The organism is Anaeromicrobium sediminis (assembly GCF_002270055.1).
In the GTDB taxonomy this organism is placed as follows: Bacteria; Bacillota; Clostridia; order Peptostreptococcales; family Thermotaleaceae; genus Anaeromicrobium; species Anaeromicrobium sediminis.
This window is the reverse complement of sequence record NZ_NIBG01000001.1, coordinates 459996-478581: the sequence shown is the minus strand read 5'-3', so window position 1 is coordinate 478581 and position 18586 is coordinate 459996. Positions and strand designations below refer to the sequence as shown.

Below are 18586 nucleotides of genomic sequence, written 5' to 3'. Positions count from 1 at the left end.
GACGTAGAATACCATTAAGTTATGGAGAGATAGCTTTGTATTTTGGAATAGAAAGAAGGATAGTGAAAAATATATTTTTTATGTATAGGAACTATGGAAGAGATTCTATAGAAAGTATTACTTTAAGTCAAAAGCAGATAGATAAGATAATTAGTTTGAAGTACCCAAGGGGCGTGATCCTATGGAACAAGATTTAATTATTAATTTTTACTAAGTAAAGGTTAATTTAGCGCCTATGAATAAAAGTTTATTTAGGGTTATTTATAACTTCTAAAATTGAACGATAAAAATCAGTAATCATATCTTTGTTTTCTAGAATTTTTATTTGTGTACTTGCATCATCCATAGAACCTATAGCATTTAACCAAGAAATCGTAATTTCAGCTGCTAGTGATTTATTAGAGTCGTAATAATTAGACATAATACCATCTCCTTCAAACGTATCATAGGCGCTTTTTAGAAATTGGATATATGTAAATAAAAAATTTTTTTTCAAAATTTGATTTGTTTACATTTATATGCTCTAACTTATATGATTATGCAAAAAATAGATAAACTACTAGTATATTCATGACACTAGCAAATATCCAGAAAATGTAAAAAACAAAAAATTCAGTTCCCTCGTAAAGGCAGTCGAGAAATCGGCTGTCTTTTGCAAAATACCGAGTAGAAATAAAGATGTAAAATAAAAATAAAAGACATATTGAATGACGGTAAATTTATTAGATAAAAATAGAATATTAGTAATCAAAATGAATATATATCCTATAGGAGAAACTAAAAAATTAAAAGGGGTAAATATATGAAAGTTAAGATATTTTCTGTAACTACGATAACAGGTTTAGAAGATAGGATTAACAAATTTATTAAGGGGAAAAAAGTGATTGATATTAAGCAATCAGAGTGCATAACTGATGAGTGCTGGAGTATAACAATTACTGTTTTATATGATGAAGATGATTAAAAAGGTATTGAGGATTGAGCCAACTGGCTCTTGTTTTTATATAAAAAATAAATACATCATCTAGGATACTGTAAAAGGTGTCTTTTTTAATACCCATTTTTAGGCTTTTAGGATAGCTATAAGGAAAATACATAAAGAAGATGGAAAAGCAATTTCAATAATGTTAACAAATTCAATATAAGAGCCCAACAGGGCTATTTTTGCATTTCTAAAACAAATGAATACAATTCAAGACACTGTAAAAGGTGTCTTTTTTAATACATATTTTTAGGTTTGTAGAATAACAACCTACCACCTCATAGGAGTAAAGCATGGTAGGACTAAGTTGGTTAAGTTAAGCAGAACTATAGCTGAGTTAGAGGAATCAGAAAATGTATTAGTAAGCCATGTGACTGAGGCTATTCAATATTATTGGACCTACTAAAAGTTCATGTATAATATCTATTAAATCTGTTGATATATAAGATGACATTGTTGAGCCTGATAAAAACAGACACATATTTATTAAAGTTGTATTTATTGAATTTCACAGTAAAGAAAATAGACTTCTACAAAATAGTAGAAGTCTTACGAAAAGAAGTTTTGAAAGAGCACTGATGTTTTCTGATTATATGTTATCAAGGGTATGTAAACAGCATATTAGATAAATGTTAATTTTAGTTAAAACACAAATTTTACAAAGCTGAGAAAAAGATATTTTGCATAATTAATAGTTATTAAGAATATACAACAGCGTATTAAAAGATAATATTATTAGATAAGATGAAAGAGAGGTTTTATATATGATGGTTATATATAATGATTTTGGTGGCACACATTCCTCTGCAACTGCTGCTCATATCCATGTAAACAAACTGCCAATAGATAGAATTCCGGATAAGGAAGAGTTATTGTCACTTCCTACATTCGATAAAGTAGAGAAGCGTCAACATGGAAATTTAATTTATATAGGAGAAGATGAACTAGGATGTAAAGTATATACGGTAGCTTGTGAATTTAAACCTAAGTTAGTAATTAAAGCAGTAGAAGATATGTATAAAATAACAAATGGATCATTAGATGGATTTTATGCTTTTAATACCAAACATACAGTTAATCTCTGGATGAAAATTGGAGGATTTCTTTCTAGATCTCTAGGGTTAGTATCTATTGGACGTCCTATAGTAGCTCATGGAACACTAAAAGCTTATGATGATATTTCACAGATGGTATTAAATGTTAAAAAACAGTTACCAAGTTAGAGTTCTATTAAAAGTTGATTTTTGATACAAAGAAGAAGAGTAGGAAATATAAACTATATTCCATAGGGTACAGTTTATATTCCTACTCTTCTTTATTTAACCTTATTATTGAAAAGTCTTTATCTAGCATGTCAAATAAACCAAATACTAAAACACCTATACCTCCACCAGATACTCCTAATGTTTTGCCATATAGGTATTGTACCAACATACTTATTATGAGATATAAAATTATTTTGAATTTAATTTTACTCATGGTTTCCGTCGCCCTTTCTTACTAAATAACCATCTGCATCCTGGTATTATTTTCTATATATTCATAGCTTTGCCATACAATATTTTCATATAAGCTAATGGCTAATTCTTTATTTTTAGTTTATGTACTTTTACTACTATTATTAAATTTATAATTTTGTTTTCTTTAAAGCTTAGTATTTCTATTGTGTAGATATACGTCTATAACTATACCATATTTAGATATTACCGTAAACGAGGATTTTTATATTTTCTTATGGTAAAATACCAGTTCTATTATTTTATTGAAGTAATCCTTCATTATAAATATCTTAATACTTAAAATAATGTAGGATTAATGGTGGAGGAAGGAATTTGAGATTCAGAGAAGTGACCCTATCCCACTATGGAGTACTTTCCTTAGATGAATTTCCATAGTTTATGAAAAGCCCATATGTAACAAAACTAGATGAATACCGACAATAATAGCTAAAGGAATTTTAAGGAATTTACAGAAATAATATAGTTACTGATAGCTTTCCATTAGGAGAAAGGTGATAGAGTACTGACCCCTGACACCATCCTATAAACAAGATAAAACTTAAATATATATTTGATTTGAGCAAAGTTTATGAATATGTTTATACAGATGGTATTAATGACTATAGGAATGAGATGATAGCATCATTAGTGTTATAAGCAATATTGAATTTGCTGCTATATTTGAAATTGGAAAAAAGGTGATAGATAAGGAAATTAGTTTTTAAGTACATAAACAAGCATTTGAATATGAATTTTGAGTAGTATTTAAGATAATTAATTTGCAGAGATTTGAAAAGGGGGAAACGCATTGGAGATGTTGACAATTGGAAAATATAAAGATGGATATATAAAAGCCACTGATTACAATGAATCTATACATAAAAAAATATACTGTCCATTTTGTACAAAAGATTTAGAATTAGCCTGTGTACAGAATCGATTTTTTCGTGCTATGACAGACGAAGAAGGGCATGATTGTGGTAAGAAAGAACCAATTTATTTATATGCAGAATGGATAGGAAGAAAAATAGTTGAAGAAATAAGCAGGCCAGATGGTTCAATGTTAATCACTGTAGATATAAATAAATTGGATTTTTTTAGAAAAAAACAAGTTAATGCAGATTTAACAAATGATATGGAACAAGAAGATAATATAGATAATACTAAAAGTTACAATAGATACAAGGAATATAAAGAAGTTTTTCGAGATGTAGTTAATACTGCTGTACAGATGAAAAGGCTTATTGAAAAAAATTCATTAGACAAACTGAAGAAATTAACCATTAAATATAAATGTGGGGATAAAGAGTTTGGAATCGATGATATTTTAAAAACAGTAGATCAGTTAAATGGCAAAATTTCAGGAGAATACAGATTTGTATTATTTAAAGTGGAAAATATGAAGCTGAGTGGTGGAAAACTATACATAAACTCTTATAACACTGATGGAATAAAATTTACTGCAGCATTAAAATATCCATCCAACGAGAATAGACTTGATATTAAAAAAGACGATTTTGTAATAGCCTATGGAAGGTTGAATTATGCATATAAATATAATCGGTTCTATTTAAATCTTATGAGTGATTTAAGCATTGATAAGATGAAAAGACAATCTGTTGAGAGTTTATTTGAAGGAAAGACTCTTGAAGAATTCAAAATGAATAACAAATCAATAAAGTTTAAAGGAAATAAACTTGAGGAATCGAATGCAAGCAATGAGCTAAATAAAGAAGAGTCTATTAAGGAAAAAAGAATTCCATATAATAAAACTGATAATAGCACAAATGTGAAGAATATAGTTAGAATAGATATTAATAGAAGTAGGGATAACGAAACAAATGGTATTGTAATTGAAATTAATAATAGACGAGCACAAAAAAAGCAAAAACCTCAGAAACGATGTAAACGACTTAGTAAAGGTAAAAGAATAGTGAAAAGCTTTATAAATAAATTAATAAGCATTTTCACTATGAAATCTTAAATGTACATTGACGTTAGAATTGAATACACAGTAATAAAAATTCATGATTATATGAACTTTTTTATTTGAAAGAAATTCTAATATTATTATTTTTAAGTCAGAGGTATTAAAGTACGAGTTAGAAAGAAGGCAACAACTATAGAAAATACCAATGTTAATAAAAAAAATTATCCTAATATAAAGTATATTTCATAACAAGTACTCATCTAACAGAGAGTATATGATTGTTATTGGAAATATATACCACAAGAATAATAAATGGGAAAAAAGCTAGTTAAATTCTTAATAAAATAAACATTAGATCAGGAACACTGGTCTTTTTACATTTATTTGAAGTATAAGGAAATAGCAGGGAAATAAATTCCTTGCTATTTTTATAATTTAATATTTAATCATCATGTTCATATTTACAAGGACAATATTCAGAATCTTTATAAGGACAATATTCACAATAGTAATCTTTATAAGGACAATGCCCATAATGATAATATTTATAATGGCAATTTTTGCAGATGTCTTGTGGGTCGCTTTTCCTACATTTATTATCAGCAAATTCATTGTCAGTACCATTATCATCAATATCTAATACTTTGTTGTTGCACACCTTATTCTGAACAATGTTGTTTTCGTCTCCTTCAATATTTATTCCATCTTCATTGTTGCATTCTATACAATTTCTAATGATGGTGTTTTTGTCTGCGCTAGTGGCAAGATTAATTCCATTTTCTTTGTTCTTTTCGATTTTATTCTCTTGAATGATATTGAAGTTAGAAACACCACGAGTAATAATTCCGTTTCCATTATTTTTTTTGAGTTCGTTTTTGGAAACAAAGCAGTTTTGAGATGATCTTAACAATAATCCACTTTCATCATTATACTTTATTTTATTGTTGATAAATACGCTATTAGGGCCCTCGTCCACATTGACTCCAAAATTATTTTCATTTTTAAAGACTTCGTTACATAAAAGAAGTGTATTAGATGCGCCATCGAAGAGTGCAAAACCAGCTTCATTGTTAAAAGATAGATTACCTACAAGTGCGTTACCTGCGCTCGTTGCTATAAACAGACCAACGACATATCCATGCACTACGTTCTCTGTTATCCAGTTGCTATTTGCTTGTTCTATTGCACATATACCAAAACCAGTACCATTACCTTTTACTTCATTTTTCCATATCAAGTTACCACTTGAGAAAACACAAGTAATTCCATCAGATGTATCCATGGTTTCGTTACGAATGATACGGTTAAAACTACCATCATCTATTAAGATTCCCCTATGATAATTCTGAATCTTAAATCCTTTAATCTCCACTCCAGTGACATTAGATAGTCTAAAGGCTGGGTTTAGTGAACCAACTGTCCCTTGAAGTACTACATCCTTACCGTTGGCTACAATACGGATATTATCAGTGGTAATAGTCACCTCTTCATTATAAGGCTGGTTATTTTCTTTTGATTTTACCAGGATTACATCCCCTTCTGATGCACTATTTACTGCTTCTTGGATAGTTGAAAAATCATCAGGAACATTGATTATTGCCATAAAATCTCACTTCCTCTTTTTGCTACACAGTATGCGGACAAGCTTTTGATTGGAACGGACAAGGGTAAAATATTTTATAAAAAAGGGTTATTAAATTCATTTAAATACTTATATATAATAGAAAGAAACTATTTCAAACAGGAATTCTCTTCATATCCTAGGGCCTTACATATTTTATCCTAATTATCTGCGGATGGATTTTTTGAACTTTTATTAACTCCCTTGTTTTAATGATAAGAGAGTTTTTTTATTGCATAAAGTTTTCTAGGATTATAAAAGATAAGTACATACTCTCTGGGAAGTTTTCTTGATCCTTATAAAAACAGTGAAAAGGAAGATAAAGAGAAAACTATAAAAAAAATAGAATGACTATATTGTTCATATAATGGAGAAATTATTATATATACAGATTCAACAGAAACAGCTATTTTCATATAAACATATAGCAAAAAAATTTAATTAAAGATACCACCTTTCACGCAAATGATTAATAAATTAAAAAGTATGCACGTGAAGGGAAAGAAAATGAATGGAGTGGTTAGAAAAATATGGACAGAGAGCAATATATTTGCCTGGGGCATAAAAATAGAGGTAATGTAATCAATCTAAGAAATTTCTATAACAAATTAGGAGGCAAGGCTGACGAACTAATAAATTTACATAATAAGGTTGAATGTAAACCAGCAGTAAACGAAGCTTTTAGGATATATAAACTAATGAATAAAATAAATAGAATGTTCAAATATCAAACCCATAAAAATATATGGGAATAGGGGAAAGCTAAAGGATTATTTAGCATATTAAGAATGGGAGGAAAATGAGAAATGAAGTGTTTTTATCATAATGATGAAGATGGAAAATGTTCAGGGTTTTGGGTAGCTTTCAATGCTAGAATTAACGATACAGATTTATATGATGACATACCACAGTTTATAGAAATTGATTATAGAATACCTTTCCCTATGAAAACTATACGACCGAATGAACAAATATATATTGTTGATTTTTCAATATCTCCTGATGAAATGAGAGAACTACTAAAAATAACTAAAAATGTTACATGGATAGATCATCACAAAACAGCTATTGAAAAGTACGAAGACTTTGAATATCAAATTAGAGGAGTTAGATATGATGGTGTGGCAGGATGTATGTTGGCATATTGTTATATAAATCATATGACAGCTAAGGGAGAAGGAGAAATAAAACCTTTTGAATTGTCTATGACAAATGATGCTCCAAGGTTCACAAAGTTAATTGCAGATTGGGATGTATGGAAATTTGATTATGGTGATGATACGAGATTTTTCCAAGCCGCTTTTAATTCATTAGACTTTAATCCTCGTTCAGAGGAATGGTTAAACTTTATTCACGAAGACGGTTACGAGAACAAGCTAATTGAAGAGGGCAAAATAATTATTAGATATAGAGATTGTTGGGGTAAAAACTATATGAATTTAGGGTTTGAAACAGAATTTGAAGGACATAATTGTTTCGCTGTAAATTTAGGCTATTGTAATAGCGAATATTTTAAAAGTCTTTCAGAAGAGAAATATGATATGCTAATAACATTTGTATTTGATGGAAAGATATTTAAAGTAATTATGTATTCTGAGACAGTTGATGTTTCAGAAATCGCGAAAAAATACGATGGTGGTGGTCATAAAGGAGCATCGGGATTCCAAGTTAAAGAATTACCCTTTAGTATTAAATAGAATTTAACATGGGGTTAAAAATAAACAAAGTTCAAATAAGATATGTAATCAAAAGTGCCTTTAAGAAGACACAATTGACATTAAATGATATAACATTGCAGCTATTCCAGCAATTAGAAAGCGCAATGGATAATATTTTTTGTAAATAATAAATCATCCTTTCATATGCAACACGAAAAATTAATTATATCATAAAAAATAATTATTATAAAGTGATATTTATTTGTAAAATATGTAAGTACATTGTTAACTTTAAAAACAATACTGCATATCATATCCTCCTCAATGAAATAATAATAGTGAGGTGAGAATATGAGAAAAGATAAAAATAGAAGAGAGACTTTAATGGAATACCCAGAAGGTGAATATGGAGAGGTTTTTAATACAAAACGAAAAAGCCAACCTGTTGTGGGAAATATAGAGGATAAAATAATAATAATAAATCCAACAAATAAAGAAGATAAGTAGTAAAGGAAGCATAAGATCTCTTTCTTATACACATTGTAACTTTACCTAATTAATTAAAAATGCTGAGAGACTTTATGTCTCCCAGCATCATTTTTATGATTAATATTTTATTGTATCAACTAATGTCTTTATTATCATTACAATTACTGAAAAAATCTTTTTTCTGAGCAACTACTACACCACTAAGTGCTAAAATGGCGATTAGGTTAGGTATGGCCATTAATCCATTAGCGGTATCTGCTAATGCCCAAACAAACTCTAATCCTCCTACAGATCCTATTAGTATAAATACAATCCATAAAATTCTTATTGGTAAAATACTTTTAATTCCAAATATATATTGTCCAGCGCTTTCGCAATAATAGTTTGCTGATATTAAACAAGAATACCCAAATAACATTGCTGAGAATACAACAACATAACCTCCTATATTCCCTGGTAGAACATTACTAAAAGCTCTTATAGTTAATGCAGCTCCAGAAACACCTGTGGTCCATTCACCAGAGATTATTATTGCTAATGCAGTTATGGTACAAATTACTAAACTATCAACAAAAACTTCTGCAATACCCCACATACCTTGTCTGGCAGAATGATCAGTTTTAGCACTACCATGAATCATGGGAGAACTACCCATACCAGCTTCATTGGAAAACAATCCTCTTGCTGTTCCAATTGTCATCATTCTGGCAACTGTTGCTCCTGCAAATCCTCCTGTAGCAGCAGCTGGTCTAAATGCACTTGTAAAAATTGTTGCAATTGCACCTGGTACTTGCTCTACATTTAAAATTAATATTGATAATCCTGCAAAAATATAAATTCCACCCATAAAAGGAGTTAAAAACTCACAAACTTCACCAATTCTTTTTATACCCCCTAATACAACAAATCCTGTAATAATCGCTAAAAATATTCCAGTATACAAAGGATAAATTCCCCATTGTTCTTGTACTGAAAGTGCAATAGTATTGGTATCAACAATAGCTCCAATAATGAAATAAGTAATAATAACCATAATACTAAAGAAATATGCCATCCATTTTTGCTTTAGCCCTTTTGCTAAATAATACATGGCTCCACCAGCATAGCTCCCATCTTCTCTCTTTTCACGATAATGCACACCCAGTGTGATTTCAGAAAATTTTGTAGCCATTCCAAAGAATGCGGATAACCACATCCAGAAAACTGCTCCTGGACCCCCAATAGAAATGGCTGTAGCAACTCCCGCAATATTACCTGTTCCAACAACCGCAGCAATTGCTGTTAGACCAGCTTGCCCCGGGCTAATATCTCCTTCTCCTTCTAATGTTTTATCAAACATCCTTCCAATAGTATGTTTTATAATATATTTGAAATTATAGATTTGAAGAAAGCCTAATCTAAAAGACATATAAATTCCAGTACCTATTAACAAGATAATCATATATGGTCCCCAAACAATCCCGTTCAACCAATCATTCCATGTGTTGATAATATTCATATAACTATCCCCCCTATATTTTATTAAGTGAATTCTGAATCTCTCATAAAATTAATTTTTCTTCATATATAATTTTTTCATGTTTAAATAGCAGTTAATTTACGAATTCACTCTTCACATATATTAAATCTTATTTTGAAAGGGCGATAGATATTCTAGATGAATTGGAAAAAATTGATTAATCATAAGAAGTAAAAAATGTTTTTTAGAAAAGGCAAAGAGAATTCCTCTTTGAGAACTACACAAAAACTATATTTAACGTAATTATACTTTACCTAGTTTTTTCTTTATTTCAGCAGCAATCCATATAATTACAGGCAAAATTACTTGAAAAGGCAAAAAATAATCTGCCCATATTTCTGTATTAAATTGAAAATAATGCTGTACACTATCATATTGAAAATAAGCTAGATTTACAATCAATAAAGTAATAGGTATAATAATAAATCCATAATCTTTGCAGCCAAATATTTTCGTCATTCCTTTGCAGGTACATAATAACAATATACTTATTTTTATAAAACCTCCTAAGGTAAATATAATGGCTATAATCACTTCCAATCTTTGTATAAAATCACGTATATTTATTCTTGTAGCAGTAACATAAGAAGGATAATATGCGTTTGTTGCCTCATTTATTCCTATGACTAAAATATTTGTTACAGAAATCATAAATGTTAATATTGCTCCTAGGAATAACCCTACAATATAAACTTTATAGGAAGACTTTTTTCTTTTTAAATTAGTAAAAGTCATTGTAAACGCTACTGTTTGGACAAATGGTTGTGTAAATACACTATAAGCACCTTTAAAAACAGGCCTAACTCCGTCATATAATATAGGTTCAATGTTATGAAAGTTCATATTCGGAATCAACATTGATACTATAGCACATATACTTATAATAAAGATTATCAAAAAAAGTTCTGCCCACTTACCCAAAACCTCAATCCCTGCCTTTGTTCCCCAAGCACATAAAATACCTAAAATGATAATGTATATAATTTTAGGAGTTTTAGTTAAACTAACTGTTCTAATAAAGAAACCATAATTATTTAAAACGTCAGCGGCCCAATAAAAAGTATACCAAGTAAATATGATCATCATAATCTTTCCAATGAGCTTTCCAAAACAAATTTCAAAAATATCAAATAAATCTTTTCCTGGAAAAATATAATGAAGTCTAGCAAATAATATAATCATAGGTAACACCATAAATATGGCTAAAATAATAGCTATCCACAAATCTTTTTTAGCATCTAGTCCTGTTACAAATATGGATGTAGATCCTGATAAGAATAGAATAATCATGGCTATACCTTGTTTATCAGAAATAACTTCTTTGTTCACTATTTGTTCCTCCGAGGTCATTTTTAATTAGTATTTGACTTATTTGATTAAATATTCCAATGAGGACATATACTATTTAATACATAAGTAAAGACAGGAATTAACTCCTGTCTTTTATTTATAACTACTACATATTAATATTCATAATTATAAACGAAGTTATGATCCTTACTTGCAAGGTTATCATACATAAGGATAATCATGTCTTCAACCATATCCTCAGATGAATAAAATAATTGTCTAACTGGTTTTGGAAAAAAATTGTACATTTTAAAAGTCCTCCTAATAATTTTAATAATTTTAAATGCATATTTTTCATTATGGAAAAAGCATACTCTAAATAATATGTGAATTAAGGAAGATTTATTACAAAAATTATTTAAAATAGGAAAATACTTTTCGTTATAACTTTCTTTAGTTGAATATAGAAAAACAAAAGATGCTTAATACAGGATCACTTGTATTTTTTTATGCAATTATTTATTAAGAAACTAAGACAAGTAAAAGAAATATATTGTATTAGTATGAATTATTGGAGGTGTTTATTTTCAATGGTAGAACTCACGCAGCTGTAGGTATTGCTATAGGATTACTACTCATTGAAAAACTAAAGATATCAATCGATACAATGGTGTTAATATACTTGATCGGATTATACATAGGAACATTATTACCAGATGCTGATCATAAACATGCTCCTATGGGAAAGTTCATTCCATTATGGCTCTTTTTAAAACATAGAACATTAACTCATTCAATATTTATGTTCTTGTTCCCAGTATTTCTATTGAGAATATTTGGAAATCAAATTTCAGAAACTCTATATTTTTCCAAAGGCATGTTTCTAGGTATAGCATGTCATATAGGAATGGATTTATTAAACCCTACTGGATGTCCATTGTTATATCCACTTATGAAACAGAAGTTTAATATATTGAGGATAAAAACAGGAAGTAAACTAGATGATGCTATATTTTTAACATCTATGATATGTATAACCTATATTATTTATCAAAATTTTTTTATTTAATAGGGCAGTTATATGCTGCCCTAATTTTTACGCTTATAGGTTGACCAACCTAATGCATCGTAACCAATTCAGTATCCAATTATACCTTCAACAATAAGGATTGTGCCTAAGATTATCCGTATTGTCCTATCTGTATTTCCTAGATTTCTCTTAAATGAGATCTTCATTAATATTCACCTCATAAATATGCTTTGTAGAAATGACTTATCTATTCAGGAAATATATAAGATAGACATTAAATGCTTCCAAATTCACATGAAAAAAGTTAAACAAGGAACTATTCATTTGTTCTGTATTATTCATAATAAACTATACCAACAGGCATTGGAAAGCTATGCATTTTAATTAGGAATGATGCTCTATTGGTGTCTTCAGATTATGGGTTGATTTATGCTAGTATATAAAAAGTTAAAGCTTAAGTTCAAGTTAAACCTTAAATGAAACATTAAATTGATTTTTCTCAATAAATAGAATTTGTATAAAAAGAATGAAGTCAATCTATAACTTGAAAATTAACTTAAAAAAAAGACAGCATTGGAATACTGTCAAATGATAAGTATTTGATACTAATCTGATTTATTTCATCTTGCTTATTTCATCTAATTTTTTCTTCATTATTTCGGCAAAGCTTTTATGACCAGAATTTGTATTGCTGTTAGAATTTTGAGAATTAGTTTGACTAGAAGTGCTACTACCAGATGAGTGTATTTGCAAGATAGGATCTATTTTGTATGTCATATGTATGGGCCCTCCTTTTAAATTGGACTTGTTATAGTGTATTTATTTAGGAGCTTATCTATGACAAAAAAACAAATAATAGAAGAAGAATTAATGTAAGAGCGTTCAACAAAGCTTTTAGTGCAGAATAAGTTGGAATCCTGATGAGAAATTCCTATTGTAAAAGATAATGTGGAGATGGTTTTTGAAATAGGTAGTAATACTACATACGTGAATGGTGAAGAAGCAGAAATAGATGTACCATCAGAAACAATGAATAGGATTTGTATTAAAAGAATGAAGTTAATCTATAACTTGAACATTAACTTGAAAAAAGATAGCATAAGGGTTTGATGAGCCAGTTTGTGCCGCGGATAAGACATTAAATTTGTATTTAATATAATTTTATTTAGAAGGGTATAAAATCTAATACATATTGGTTTATTTGACTATTGATTAAATTAGATGGATAATTATCTATTTTTTCATAATAAAATAGGTACCACAAAGCAAAAGGATGATTCCAATTAACTTAAACCAGTCTAATTCCTGCTGCTTGGTAACAAAGGCATCGATTAATAATCCACTTATGATTTGGGAAGCAACTATGATAGTAAGAGTGTTTGCTACGCCCAGTCTAGGAATTGTTCTTGTCACAAAGTAAATAATAAAAGTACCAAAAACACCACCGATGAGTAATTGTGGCTTCACATGAATAATTTTTGCGTATTGATGTAAGCTACCCTTTAATAGATTTCCGATTAGGATAATAATAACACCTGTAATTAAACTATGCAGAGTCGCAATTTTAGGAGAAACAATTCTTCCTAATTTAGCATTAATACTTGCTTCTAAAGTGGTAAAAATACCTGCTAAAATAGCAAATATAACTGGTGTTATTTCTTTCATTTTATCCCATCCTTTATAAAATAAATGTCATTAAGAATATATTCCTAATAAAATGGTATTATGATAATGGTTTATATAATATCTTTTGATGCTGATTATGCTTGTTAAGTGAAATGAATTTAAGAGGTCAAAGGGTTATTGTTTTATACAAAGCTTTGCATCTATAATTACAAAGATTATTGTTTATGAACGCATATAATATGTAATATTTTAGATAATAATTAAAAAGGAGTGATTATATGCAAGATAAAGCAAAAATTGTTAAAGTAAAGAAAAACCCACATGGAGAAATCACAGATGTTATGATGGAAGATGGAAATGTATACTCAATTAATGATGCGATTATGATGGCTAAGGACAACTCAATTGAAAATGTGAATGTAGGACGTAGTAAAAATGGGAAAGAATATTTAAGAAGTAATCCTAATGGGTTTACAAATGATAATTTAGATAACCTTTCAACATTTTAAAAATATAATATTATGTTACATAGAGACTTTGGTTGATAGCACTAACATATGTTAGTGCTATTTTCATGAGATTTGATGAAGATATAAAGGAGAATGTAGAGAAAGAATAAAATGGAAGTTGGAAAAAAATAACTTTCAAATCTAAGGCCTTTAAATACCCTGTAAGACAAAGTAAGGTACTAGAGCCAGGGGGATGCTATTTTCTCTTCTTAAAACCCTGTTTGAAGCTTCTATTTCTGCTGTCAGATATTGTAGGAACTCGAAATTTTCTGAAGAATGAAGAAGAAATATTAATTATATTAGAATTGACACCTATATGGCATATTTTCTATAGAGAAGTTGAAGAACATATAAAAAAATTTAAAATGGTAAAGTAGATAATGAGGGTGTTATATTCATGAAAGGTATATAATTTAAGATAGTTCATTAGAATTAGATCATATATGGAACTATATATTTTTTTAAATGATTTTATATGTGATGAAAAAATCTATATTAATGAAGGAACTAGTCTAAAATATCATTTGTTTTATATGTTAAAATCTTAAATATTTTAGTATATTTCTTCTTTAGGGGTTGTGTTACTCTCCCCTTTGTATAATCTGCCTAACTGTACTCTTAGTTTGAGTAGATATGTTTAAAAATTCCTTTGAAGAATTACTTAAAAATTAGTTAAGTTCATTATTCTATGGATAAGGGAGTTTTTTCATAAATTTAATTTATTTAAAATCTATTATATATGTATTATTAAATACTTTTTGGATAAAACTTATTTTTATAATAGTAAAAATAGGGAGTAGTTAATATTATGTATAAAGAAGAACATTATGTGGCATGGCTACATAGTATAGAAGGAATCGGAAATGCTACCATGAGAAAAATATTAAAAGAAACTTGTGCTAAAGATGTTTATAATGAAAATATTAATAGATATAAAGAAAAATTTAATTTGAAAGAAAAGGTAGTAGAAAATATAATAGTAAGTAAAAAGGAAAACAAAATAGGAAAAATACGTGAAATTATAGACCGATATGAGATTAAAGTAATAGGCATAAGGGATAATGAATACCCAGAACTTTTACGGAATATATATAATCCACCTACTGTTTTGTATGTAAGAGGAAGTATTGAGAAGGAAAAGTGTGATATAATTAGCATAATTGGGTCAAGAAGAGCATCTACATATGGGAGAACTATGGCTTATAAGATTTCTAAAGAACTTTCAGATAGGGGAATTACCATTGGCAGTGGAATGGCTAGAGGTATAGATACAGTAGCTCATAGGGCTTGCGTCGAAAATGGCGGAAGAACCTATGCTGTTCTAGGAACTGGTGTAGATGTATGCTATCCCCATGAAAATAAATCACTAATGGAAAAAATAATAGAAAATGGTGCAATTATATCTGAATTTCCTATAGGAACTAAACCTAGACCTGAAAATTTTCCTATGAGAAATAGAATAATCAGTGGTATTGCAAAGGGTGTAATTGTCATAGAGGCTGCTTTAAAGAGTGGAACTCTTATAACTGTAGATCATGCCTTAGAACAGGGAAGAGAAGTTTTTGCATTGCCAGGCCATGTGACTGCACTACTTAGTGGGGGAACTAATAAGCTCATACAAAGTGGAGCTAAATTAGTTACTTGCGTAGACGATATATTAGAGGAACTGCAATTAGAAAATATATATAATAAGAAAAAAAACGAAGTAAGTTTAAGTGATAGTGAAAAAGAAATTTATGAATATATAAAAGATAATCAGCCAGTTAGTATTGAGAAAATTGAAAAAGATAAGAAGTGGAATATTCAAAATATAAGTACTATATTAACTTTTCTTGAACTAAAAGGAGTATTAGAAACCTTACCAGGAAATAAATTTTTTATAAAGTAATATTAGTAAATTTTGAAATGGAAAAAGTTTTCTGATATAATTACTATTGCTTTTACAAATGGAGGTGAATACATGGGAAAATCTTTAGTTATAGTGGAATCTCCTGCAAAAGCAAAAACTATAGGAAAGTTTTTGGGAAAAAACTATAAAGTTTTGGCGTCGGTAGGACATGTAAGAGATCTCCCTAAAAGTAAAATGGGAATAGATATAGAGGAGAATTATGAGCCTCATTATATAACTATAAGAGGAAAAGGGCCTGTGATTAAAGAGTTAAAGAAAGAGTATAAAAAGGCCAAGAAAGTTTTACTAGCAACTGACCCTGACAGAGAAGGTGAAGCCATATCATGGCATTTATGTAATATATTATCTATAGATGAAAAAGAAAAATGTAGAATTGAATTTAATGAAATTACTAAAGATGCTATAAAAAAAGCAGTAAAAAAACCTAGAATTATAAACAAGAGTTTAGTAGATGCCCAACAGGCAAGAAGGGTACTAGATAGATTAGTTGGATATAGTATATCTCCCTTATTATGGAGAAAGGTTAGAAAGGGTCTTAGTGCTGGAAGAGTGCAGTCTGTAGTAACAAAGATGATATGTGATAGGGAAAAGGAAATAGATGACTTTCAACCACAAGAATATTGGACTATAGAAGTGGGGCTTTCTAAAGGGAGAAGTAAAAAGTTTACTGCAAAGTTTTATGGAGACGCTGAGGGAAAGAAGGAATTAAATAATAAAGAAGAAGTAGATAATATTTTAGAAAAATTAAATGATGACTTTCATGTAAGTGACATAAAGACTAAACAAAAAAAGAGAAAACCAGGAAATCCTTTTACTACAAGTAGTCTTCAACAGGAAGCATCTAACAGATTAGGTTTTAGTACTAAAAAGACCATGAGTGTGGCTCAACAGTTATATGAAGGTATTGACCTTGAAAGAGGAGCTACTGTTGGTTTGATTACTTATGTGAGAACAGATTCCACTAGAATATCTGAGGAAGCTAAAAATGATGCAAAAGATTTTATTTTAGAAAATTATTCAGAAGATTATTTGGGAGAATACAAAGAAAAGAAAAAGACTAAAAAGGAAATTCAAGATGCCCACGAAGCCATAAGGCCTACTTCCGCATCTAGAACACCTAAAAGTGTTGAAAAGTACCTGACTAAAGATCAAAATAAGCTGTATAAGTTAATCTGGGAAAGATTTGTAGCAAGTCAAATGAAGGAAGCCATATTTGACAGTTATTCTATAGAAATAATTAATAATGGATATTTATTTAAAGCTTCAGGATCAAAAAATGTATTTGATGGATTTTTAAAGGTATATTCTTATACTACTGTAAAAGAAGAGGAAATGCCTAAGGTGGAAATACAAGATAAATTAAAGGCAAAAAAAATAGATCCATTGCAACACTTTACACAGCCGCCAGCAAGGTTTACAGAAGCTTCTCTAGTAAAAGAGTTAGAAGAAAAGGGAATAGGAAGACCGAGTACTTATGCTCCAACCATATCTACAATATTATCTAGAGGATATGTGGAACGTGAGAGTAAGGCTTTAAAACCTACAGAATTGGGTATAATAGTTACAGATTTATTAAAGGAATACTTTAATGATATATTAGACGAGTATTTTACCGCACAATTAGAAGAACAGCTAGATAAGGTAGAAGAAACTGAGATGGATTGGAAAAAAGTAATTGATGATTTTTATAATCCATTTTCCAAAACTCTAGAGCATGCAGAAGAAGAAATAAAAAAAATAGAGTTGATTGAAGAAGAAACTGATGAAATTTGTGAAGAATGCGGTAAAAATATGGTAATAAAATATGGAAGATATGGCCGTTTTCTAGCTTGCTCTGGTTATCCAGAATGTGAACATACGAGGCCCTTTGTAAAGAAAATAGGTGTAAAATGTCCTAAGTGTGATGGTGGAGACATAATAGAAAGAAGGTCGAAAAAGGGAAAACTCTTTTATGGGTGTAGTACTTTTCCAAACTGCAATTTCGTGTCTTGGAGTAGACCGATAGATGAGAAGTGTGAAAAGTGTGGAACGTTAATGGCCGAAAAAATAAGAAAAAAAGATAGGGTTAAAGAATGCTTAAATAAAGAATGTGGCCATAAAATCATATTAGAAAAAGAATAATGAGCAATAAATTAAAAAAAGTAAAAAGAATATTTTCCTTGAATTAATATAGAAAATATGGTAGTATAGCCATTGTTCGCAAAATGAATAGGATATTAGAATATCCTAAGACTAAAAAAGAAAAAATACTAGTTAAAGAGGTAAAATAATATTAATGTTTTAAACAGAGGGAATAGAAGTTAATTTTACAGATGATGCTATAGGGGAAATAGTACATTTGGCCTTTGTTGTAAATGAAGGTACTGAGGAAATTGGCACAAGGATACTACATAGGATTCTATAGAATTTGTTGGAAAATGTATCTTTTGAAATTACAAGAATAAAAAAAGTATTGCAAATGACAAAAAGTATATTCAACATAAGCTAGAAAATCAAACGTATAGGAATGACGTAAAGGATTATA

Annotated in this window: 22 protein-coding genes; 14 read left to right on the top strand and 8 right to left on the bottom strand. The window is 29.2% G+C overall.

The genetic code is table 11. From position 1 onward, the window contains the following. Positions 1 to 35 precede the first annotated feature (35 nt). Positions 36 to 197 (top strand): hypothetical protein, encoded by a 162-nt coding sequence (locus tag CCE28_RS22035; protein WP_176461616.1) that lies wholly within the window; start codon positions 36 to 38, stop codon positions 195 to 197. 50 nt (positions 198 to 247) lie between these two features. Here CCE28_RS22035 and CCE28_RS21830 read toward each other — a convergent pair whose 3' ends face one another. Continuing rightward, positions 248 to 496, bottom strand: coding sequence for a hypothetical protein (locus CCE28_RS21830; RefSeq protein ID WP_141228299.1), 249 nt, complete (start codon positions 494 to 496; stop codon positions 248 to 250). 306 nt (positions 497 to 802) lie between these two features. Here CCE28_RS21830 and CCE28_RS22030 point away from each other — a divergent pair, with 306 nt between their 5' ends. The 3 genes from CCE28_RS22030 to CCE28_RS02345 all read left to right on the top strand — a co-directional run bounded on the left by CCE28_RS22030 (position 803) and on the right by CCE28_RS02345 (position 2205). Next, positions 803 to 964 carry a hypothetical protein gene (locus tag CCE28_RS22030; protein ID WP_176461614.1) on the top strand — a complete coding sequence of 54 codons (162 nt, stop codon included), beginning with the start codon at positions 803 to 805 and terminating at the stop codon, positions 962 to 964. 325 nt (positions 965 to 1289) lie between these two features. Next, positions 1290 to 1388 carry a magnesium chelatase subunit ChlI family protein gene (locus tag CCE28_RS02350; RefSeq protein WP_176461613.1) on the top strand — a complete coding sequence of 33 codons (99 nt, stop codon included), beginning with the start codon at positions 1290 to 1292 and terminating at the stop codon, positions 1386 to 1388. 358 nt (positions 1389 to 1746) lie between these two features. After that, positions 1747 to 2205 carry a DUF3189 family protein gene (locus tag CCE28_RS02345; RefSeq protein WP_095130565.1) on the top strand — a complete coding sequence of 153 codons (459 nt, stop codon included), beginning with the start codon at positions 1747 to 1749 and terminating at the stop codon, positions 2203 to 2205. Positions 2206 to 2287: 82 nt separating this feature from the next. Here the strand turns inward: CCE28_RS02345 and CCE28_RS22025 are convergent, their stop codons facing one another. Next, positions 2288 to 2461: a hypothetical protein gene (locus tag CCE28_RS22025; protein WP_176461612.1), complete on the bottom strand. Its 174-nt coding sequence runs from the start codon at positions 2459 to 2461 to the stop codon at positions 2288 to 2290. 828 nt (positions 2462 to 3289) lie between these two features. On the opposite strand from CCE28_RS22025, the gene CCE28_RS02340 reads away from it, so the two are divergent. Next, positions 3290 to 4465, top strand: coding sequence for a hypothetical protein (locus tag CCE28_RS02340; protein WP_095130563.1), 1176 nt, complete (start codon positions 3290 to 3292; stop codon positions 4463 to 4465). Positions 4466 to 4853: 388 nt separating this feature from the next. On the opposite strand, the gene CCE28_RS02335 is transcribed toward CCE28_RS02340, so the two are convergent. After that, the gene (locus CCE28_RS02335) at positions 4854 to 6014 is read right to left on the bottom strand and encodes a right-handed parallel beta-helix repeat-containing protein (protein ID WP_095130557.1); all 1161 of its coding nucleotides are present in this window, start codon (positions 6012 to 6014) and stop codon (positions 4854 to 4856) included. 548 nt (positions 6015 to 6562) lie between these two features. Here CCE28_RS02335 and CCE28_RS02330 point away from each other — a divergent pair. The 3 genes from CCE28_RS02330 to CCE28_RS22020 all read left to right on the top strand — a co-directional run bounded on the left by CCE28_RS02330 (position 6563) and on the right by CCE28_RS22020 (position 8197). Next, positions 6563 to 6787 carry a hypothetical protein gene (locus tag CCE28_RS02330; protein ID WP_095130556.1) on the top strand — a complete coding sequence of 75 codons (225 nt, stop codon included), beginning with the start codon at positions 6563 to 6565 and terminating at the stop codon, positions 6785 to 6787. A gap of 51 nt (positions 6788 to 6838) precedes the next feature. Then, positions 6839 to 7729: a phosphohydrolase gene (locus CCE28_RS02325; RefSeq protein WP_095130554.1), complete on the top strand. Its 891-nt coding sequence runs from the start codon at positions 6839 to 6841 to the stop codon at positions 7727 to 7729. 312 nt (positions 7730 to 8041) lie between these two features. Further along, positions 8042 to 8197: a hypothetical protein gene (locus tag CCE28_RS22020; RefSeq protein WP_176461611.1), complete on the top strand. Its 156-nt coding sequence runs from the start codon at positions 8042 to 8044 to the stop codon at positions 8195 to 8197. 115 nt (positions 8198 to 8312) lie between these two features. Here the strand turns inward: CCE28_RS22020 and CCE28_RS02320 are convergent, their stop codons facing one another. The 3 genes from CCE28_RS02320 to CCE28_RS22665 all read right to left on the bottom strand — a co-directional run bounded on the left by CCE28_RS02320 (position 8313) and on the right by CCE28_RS22665 (position 11296). Further along, a complete protein-coding gene (locus CCE28_RS02320) occupies positions 8313 to 9677 on the bottom strand; it encodes an alanine/glycine:cation symporter family protein (protein ID WP_095130552.1) in 1365 nt (454 codons plus the stop codon). 264 nt (positions 9678 to 9941) lie between these two features. After that, positions 9942 to 11027 (bottom strand): GerAB/ArcD/ProY family transporter, encoded by a 1086-nt coding sequence (locus tag CCE28_RS02315; protein WP_176461610.1) that lies wholly within the window; start codon positions 11025 to 11027, stop codon positions 9942 to 9944. A gap of 134 nt (positions 11028 to 11161) precedes the next feature. Next, positions 11162 to 11296, bottom strand: coding sequence for a hypothetical protein (locus CCE28_RS22665; RefSeq protein ID WP_278277503.1), 135 nt, complete (start codon positions 11294 to 11296; stop codon positions 11162 to 11164). A 269-nt stretch (positions 11297 to 11565) separates the two neighbouring features. Here CCE28_RS22665 and CCE28_RS02310 point away from each other — a divergent pair, with 269 nt between their 5' ends. After that, positions 11566 to 12057 carry a metal-dependent hydrolase gene (locus CCE28_RS02310; RefSeq protein WP_176461609.1) on the top strand — a complete coding sequence of 164 codons (492 nt, stop codon included), beginning with the start codon at positions 11566 to 11568 and terminating at the stop codon, positions 12055 to 12057. Positions 12058 to 12633: 576 nt separating this feature from the next. Here CCE28_RS02310 and CCE28_RS22015 read toward each other — a convergent pair. Then, positions 12634 to 12795, bottom strand: a complete 162-nt coding sequence (locus tag CCE28_RS22015) for a hypothetical protein (protein WP_176461608.1) — start codon at positions 12793 to 12795, stop codon at positions 12634 to 12636. A 177-nt stretch (positions 12796 to 12972) separates the two neighbouring features. Between CCE28_RS22015 and CCE28_RS22010 the strand changes: the two genes are divergently transcribed. Beyond that, complete coding sequence (locus CCE28_RS22010; RefSeq protein WP_176461607.1) at positions 12973 to 13128, top strand: hypothetical protein; 156 nt, start codon at positions 12973 to 12975, stop codon at positions 13126 to 13128. A gap of 123 nt (positions 13129 to 13251) precedes the next feature. On the opposite strand, the gene CCE28_RS02305 is transcribed toward CCE28_RS22010, so the two are convergent. Beyond that, on the bottom strand, positions 13252 to 13683 hold the full coding sequence (locus tag CCE28_RS02305; RefSeq protein ID WP_095130545.1) for a DMT family transporter: 432 nt from the start codon (positions 13681 to 13683) through the stop codon (positions 13252 to 13254). 239 nt (positions 13684 to 13922) lie between these two features. On the opposite strand from CCE28_RS02305, the gene CCE28_RS02300 reads away from it, so the two are divergent. The 4 genes from CCE28_RS02300 to topA all read left to right on the top strand — a co-directional run bounded on the left by CCE28_RS02300 (position 13923) and on the right by topA (position 18183). Further along, positions 13923 to 14153 carry a DUF3892 domain-containing protein gene (locus tag CCE28_RS02300; protein WP_095130543.1) on the top strand — a complete coding sequence of 77 codons (231 nt, stop codon included), beginning with the start codon at positions 13923 to 13925 and terminating at the stop codon, positions 14151 to 14153. A 221-nt stretch (positions 14154 to 14374) separates the two neighbouring features. Continuing rightward, positions 14375 to 14530 carry a hypothetical protein gene (locus CCE28_RS22005; protein WP_176461606.1) on the top strand — a complete coding sequence of 52 codons (156 nt, stop codon included), beginning with the start codon at positions 14375 to 14377 and terminating at the stop codon, positions 14528 to 14530. A gap of 431 nt (positions 14531 to 14961) precedes the next feature. Further along, entirely contained in the window at positions 14962 to 16041 is a 1080-nt protein-coding gene (gene dprA / locus CCE28_RS02295) for a DNA-processing protein DprA (protein ID WP_095130541.1), read from the top strand. A 72-nt stretch (positions 16042 to 16113) separates the two neighbouring features. Beyond that, positions 16114 to 18183, top strand: a complete 2070-nt coding sequence (topA, locus tag CCE28_RS02290) for a type I DNA topoisomerase (protein WP_095130539.1) — start codon at positions 16114 to 16116, stop codon at positions 18181 to 18183. Positions 18184 to 18586 lie beyond the last annotated feature (403 nt).

What these genes read in the sequence shown, in the direction of transcription:
- CCE28_RS22030 (WP_176461614.1), top strand. Translation starts at nt 803, where the DNA reads ATGAAAGTTAAGATATTTTCTGTAACTACGATAACAGGTTTAGAAGAT.
- CCE28_RS02345 (WP_095130565.1), top strand. Translation starts at nt 1,747, where the DNA reads ATGATGGTTATATATAATGATTTTGGTGGCACACATTCCTCTGCAACT.
- CCE28_RS22025 (WP_176461612.1), bottom strand. Translation starts at nt 2,461, where the DNA reads ATGAGTAAAATTAAATTCAAAATAATTTTATATCTCATAATAAGTATG.
- CCE28_RS02335 (WP_095130557.1), bottom strand. Translation starts at nt 6,014, where the DNA reads ATGGCAATAATCAATGTTCCTGATGATTTTTCAACTATCCAAGAAGCA.
- CCE28_RS02330 (WP_095130556.1), top strand. Translation starts at nt 6,563, where the DNA reads ATGGACAGAGAGCAATATATTTGCCTGGGGCATAAAAATAGAGGTAAT.
- CCE28_RS02325 (WP_095130554.1), top strand. Translation starts at nt 6,839, where the DNA reads ATGAAGTGTTTTTATCATAATGATGAAGATGGAAAATGTTCAGGGTTT.
- CCE28_RS22020 (WP_176461611.1), top strand. Translation starts at nt 8,042, where the DNA reads ATGAGAAAAGATAAAAATAGAAGAGAGACTTTAATGGAATACCCAGAA.
- CCE28_RS02320 (WP_095130552.1), bottom strand. Translation starts at nt 9,677, where the DNA reads ATGAATATTATCAACACATGGAATGATTGGTTGAACGGGATTGTTTGG.
- CCE28_RS22665 (WP_278277503.1), bottom strand. Translation starts at nt 11,296, where the DNA reads ATGTACAATTTTTTTCCAAAACCAGTTAGACAATTATTTTATTCATCT.
- CCE28_RS22015 (WP_176461608.1), bottom strand. Translation starts at nt 12,795, where the DNA reads ATGACATACAAAATAGATCCTATCTTGCAAATACACTCATCTGGTAGT.
- CCE28_RS22010 (WP_176461607.1), top strand. Translation starts at nt 12,973, where the DNA reads ATGGTTTTTGAAATAGGTAGTAATACTACATACGTGAATGGTGAAGAA.
- CCE28_RS02305 (WP_095130545.1), bottom strand. Translation starts at nt 13,683, where the DNA reads ATGAAAGAAATAACACCAGTTATATTTGCTATTTTAGCAGGTATTTTT.
- CCE28_RS02300 (WP_095130543.1), top strand. Translation starts at nt 13,923, where the DNA reads ATGCAAGATAAAGCAAAAATTGTTAAAGTAAAGAAAAACCCACATGGA.
- dprA (WP_095130541.1), top strand. Translation starts at nt 14,962, where the DNA reads ATGTATAAAGAAGAACATTATGTGGCATGGCTACATAGTATAGAAGGA.
- topA (WP_095130539.1), top strand. Translation starts at nt 16,114, where the DNA reads ATGGGAAAATCTTTAGTTATAGTGGAATCTCCTGCAAAAGCAAAAACT.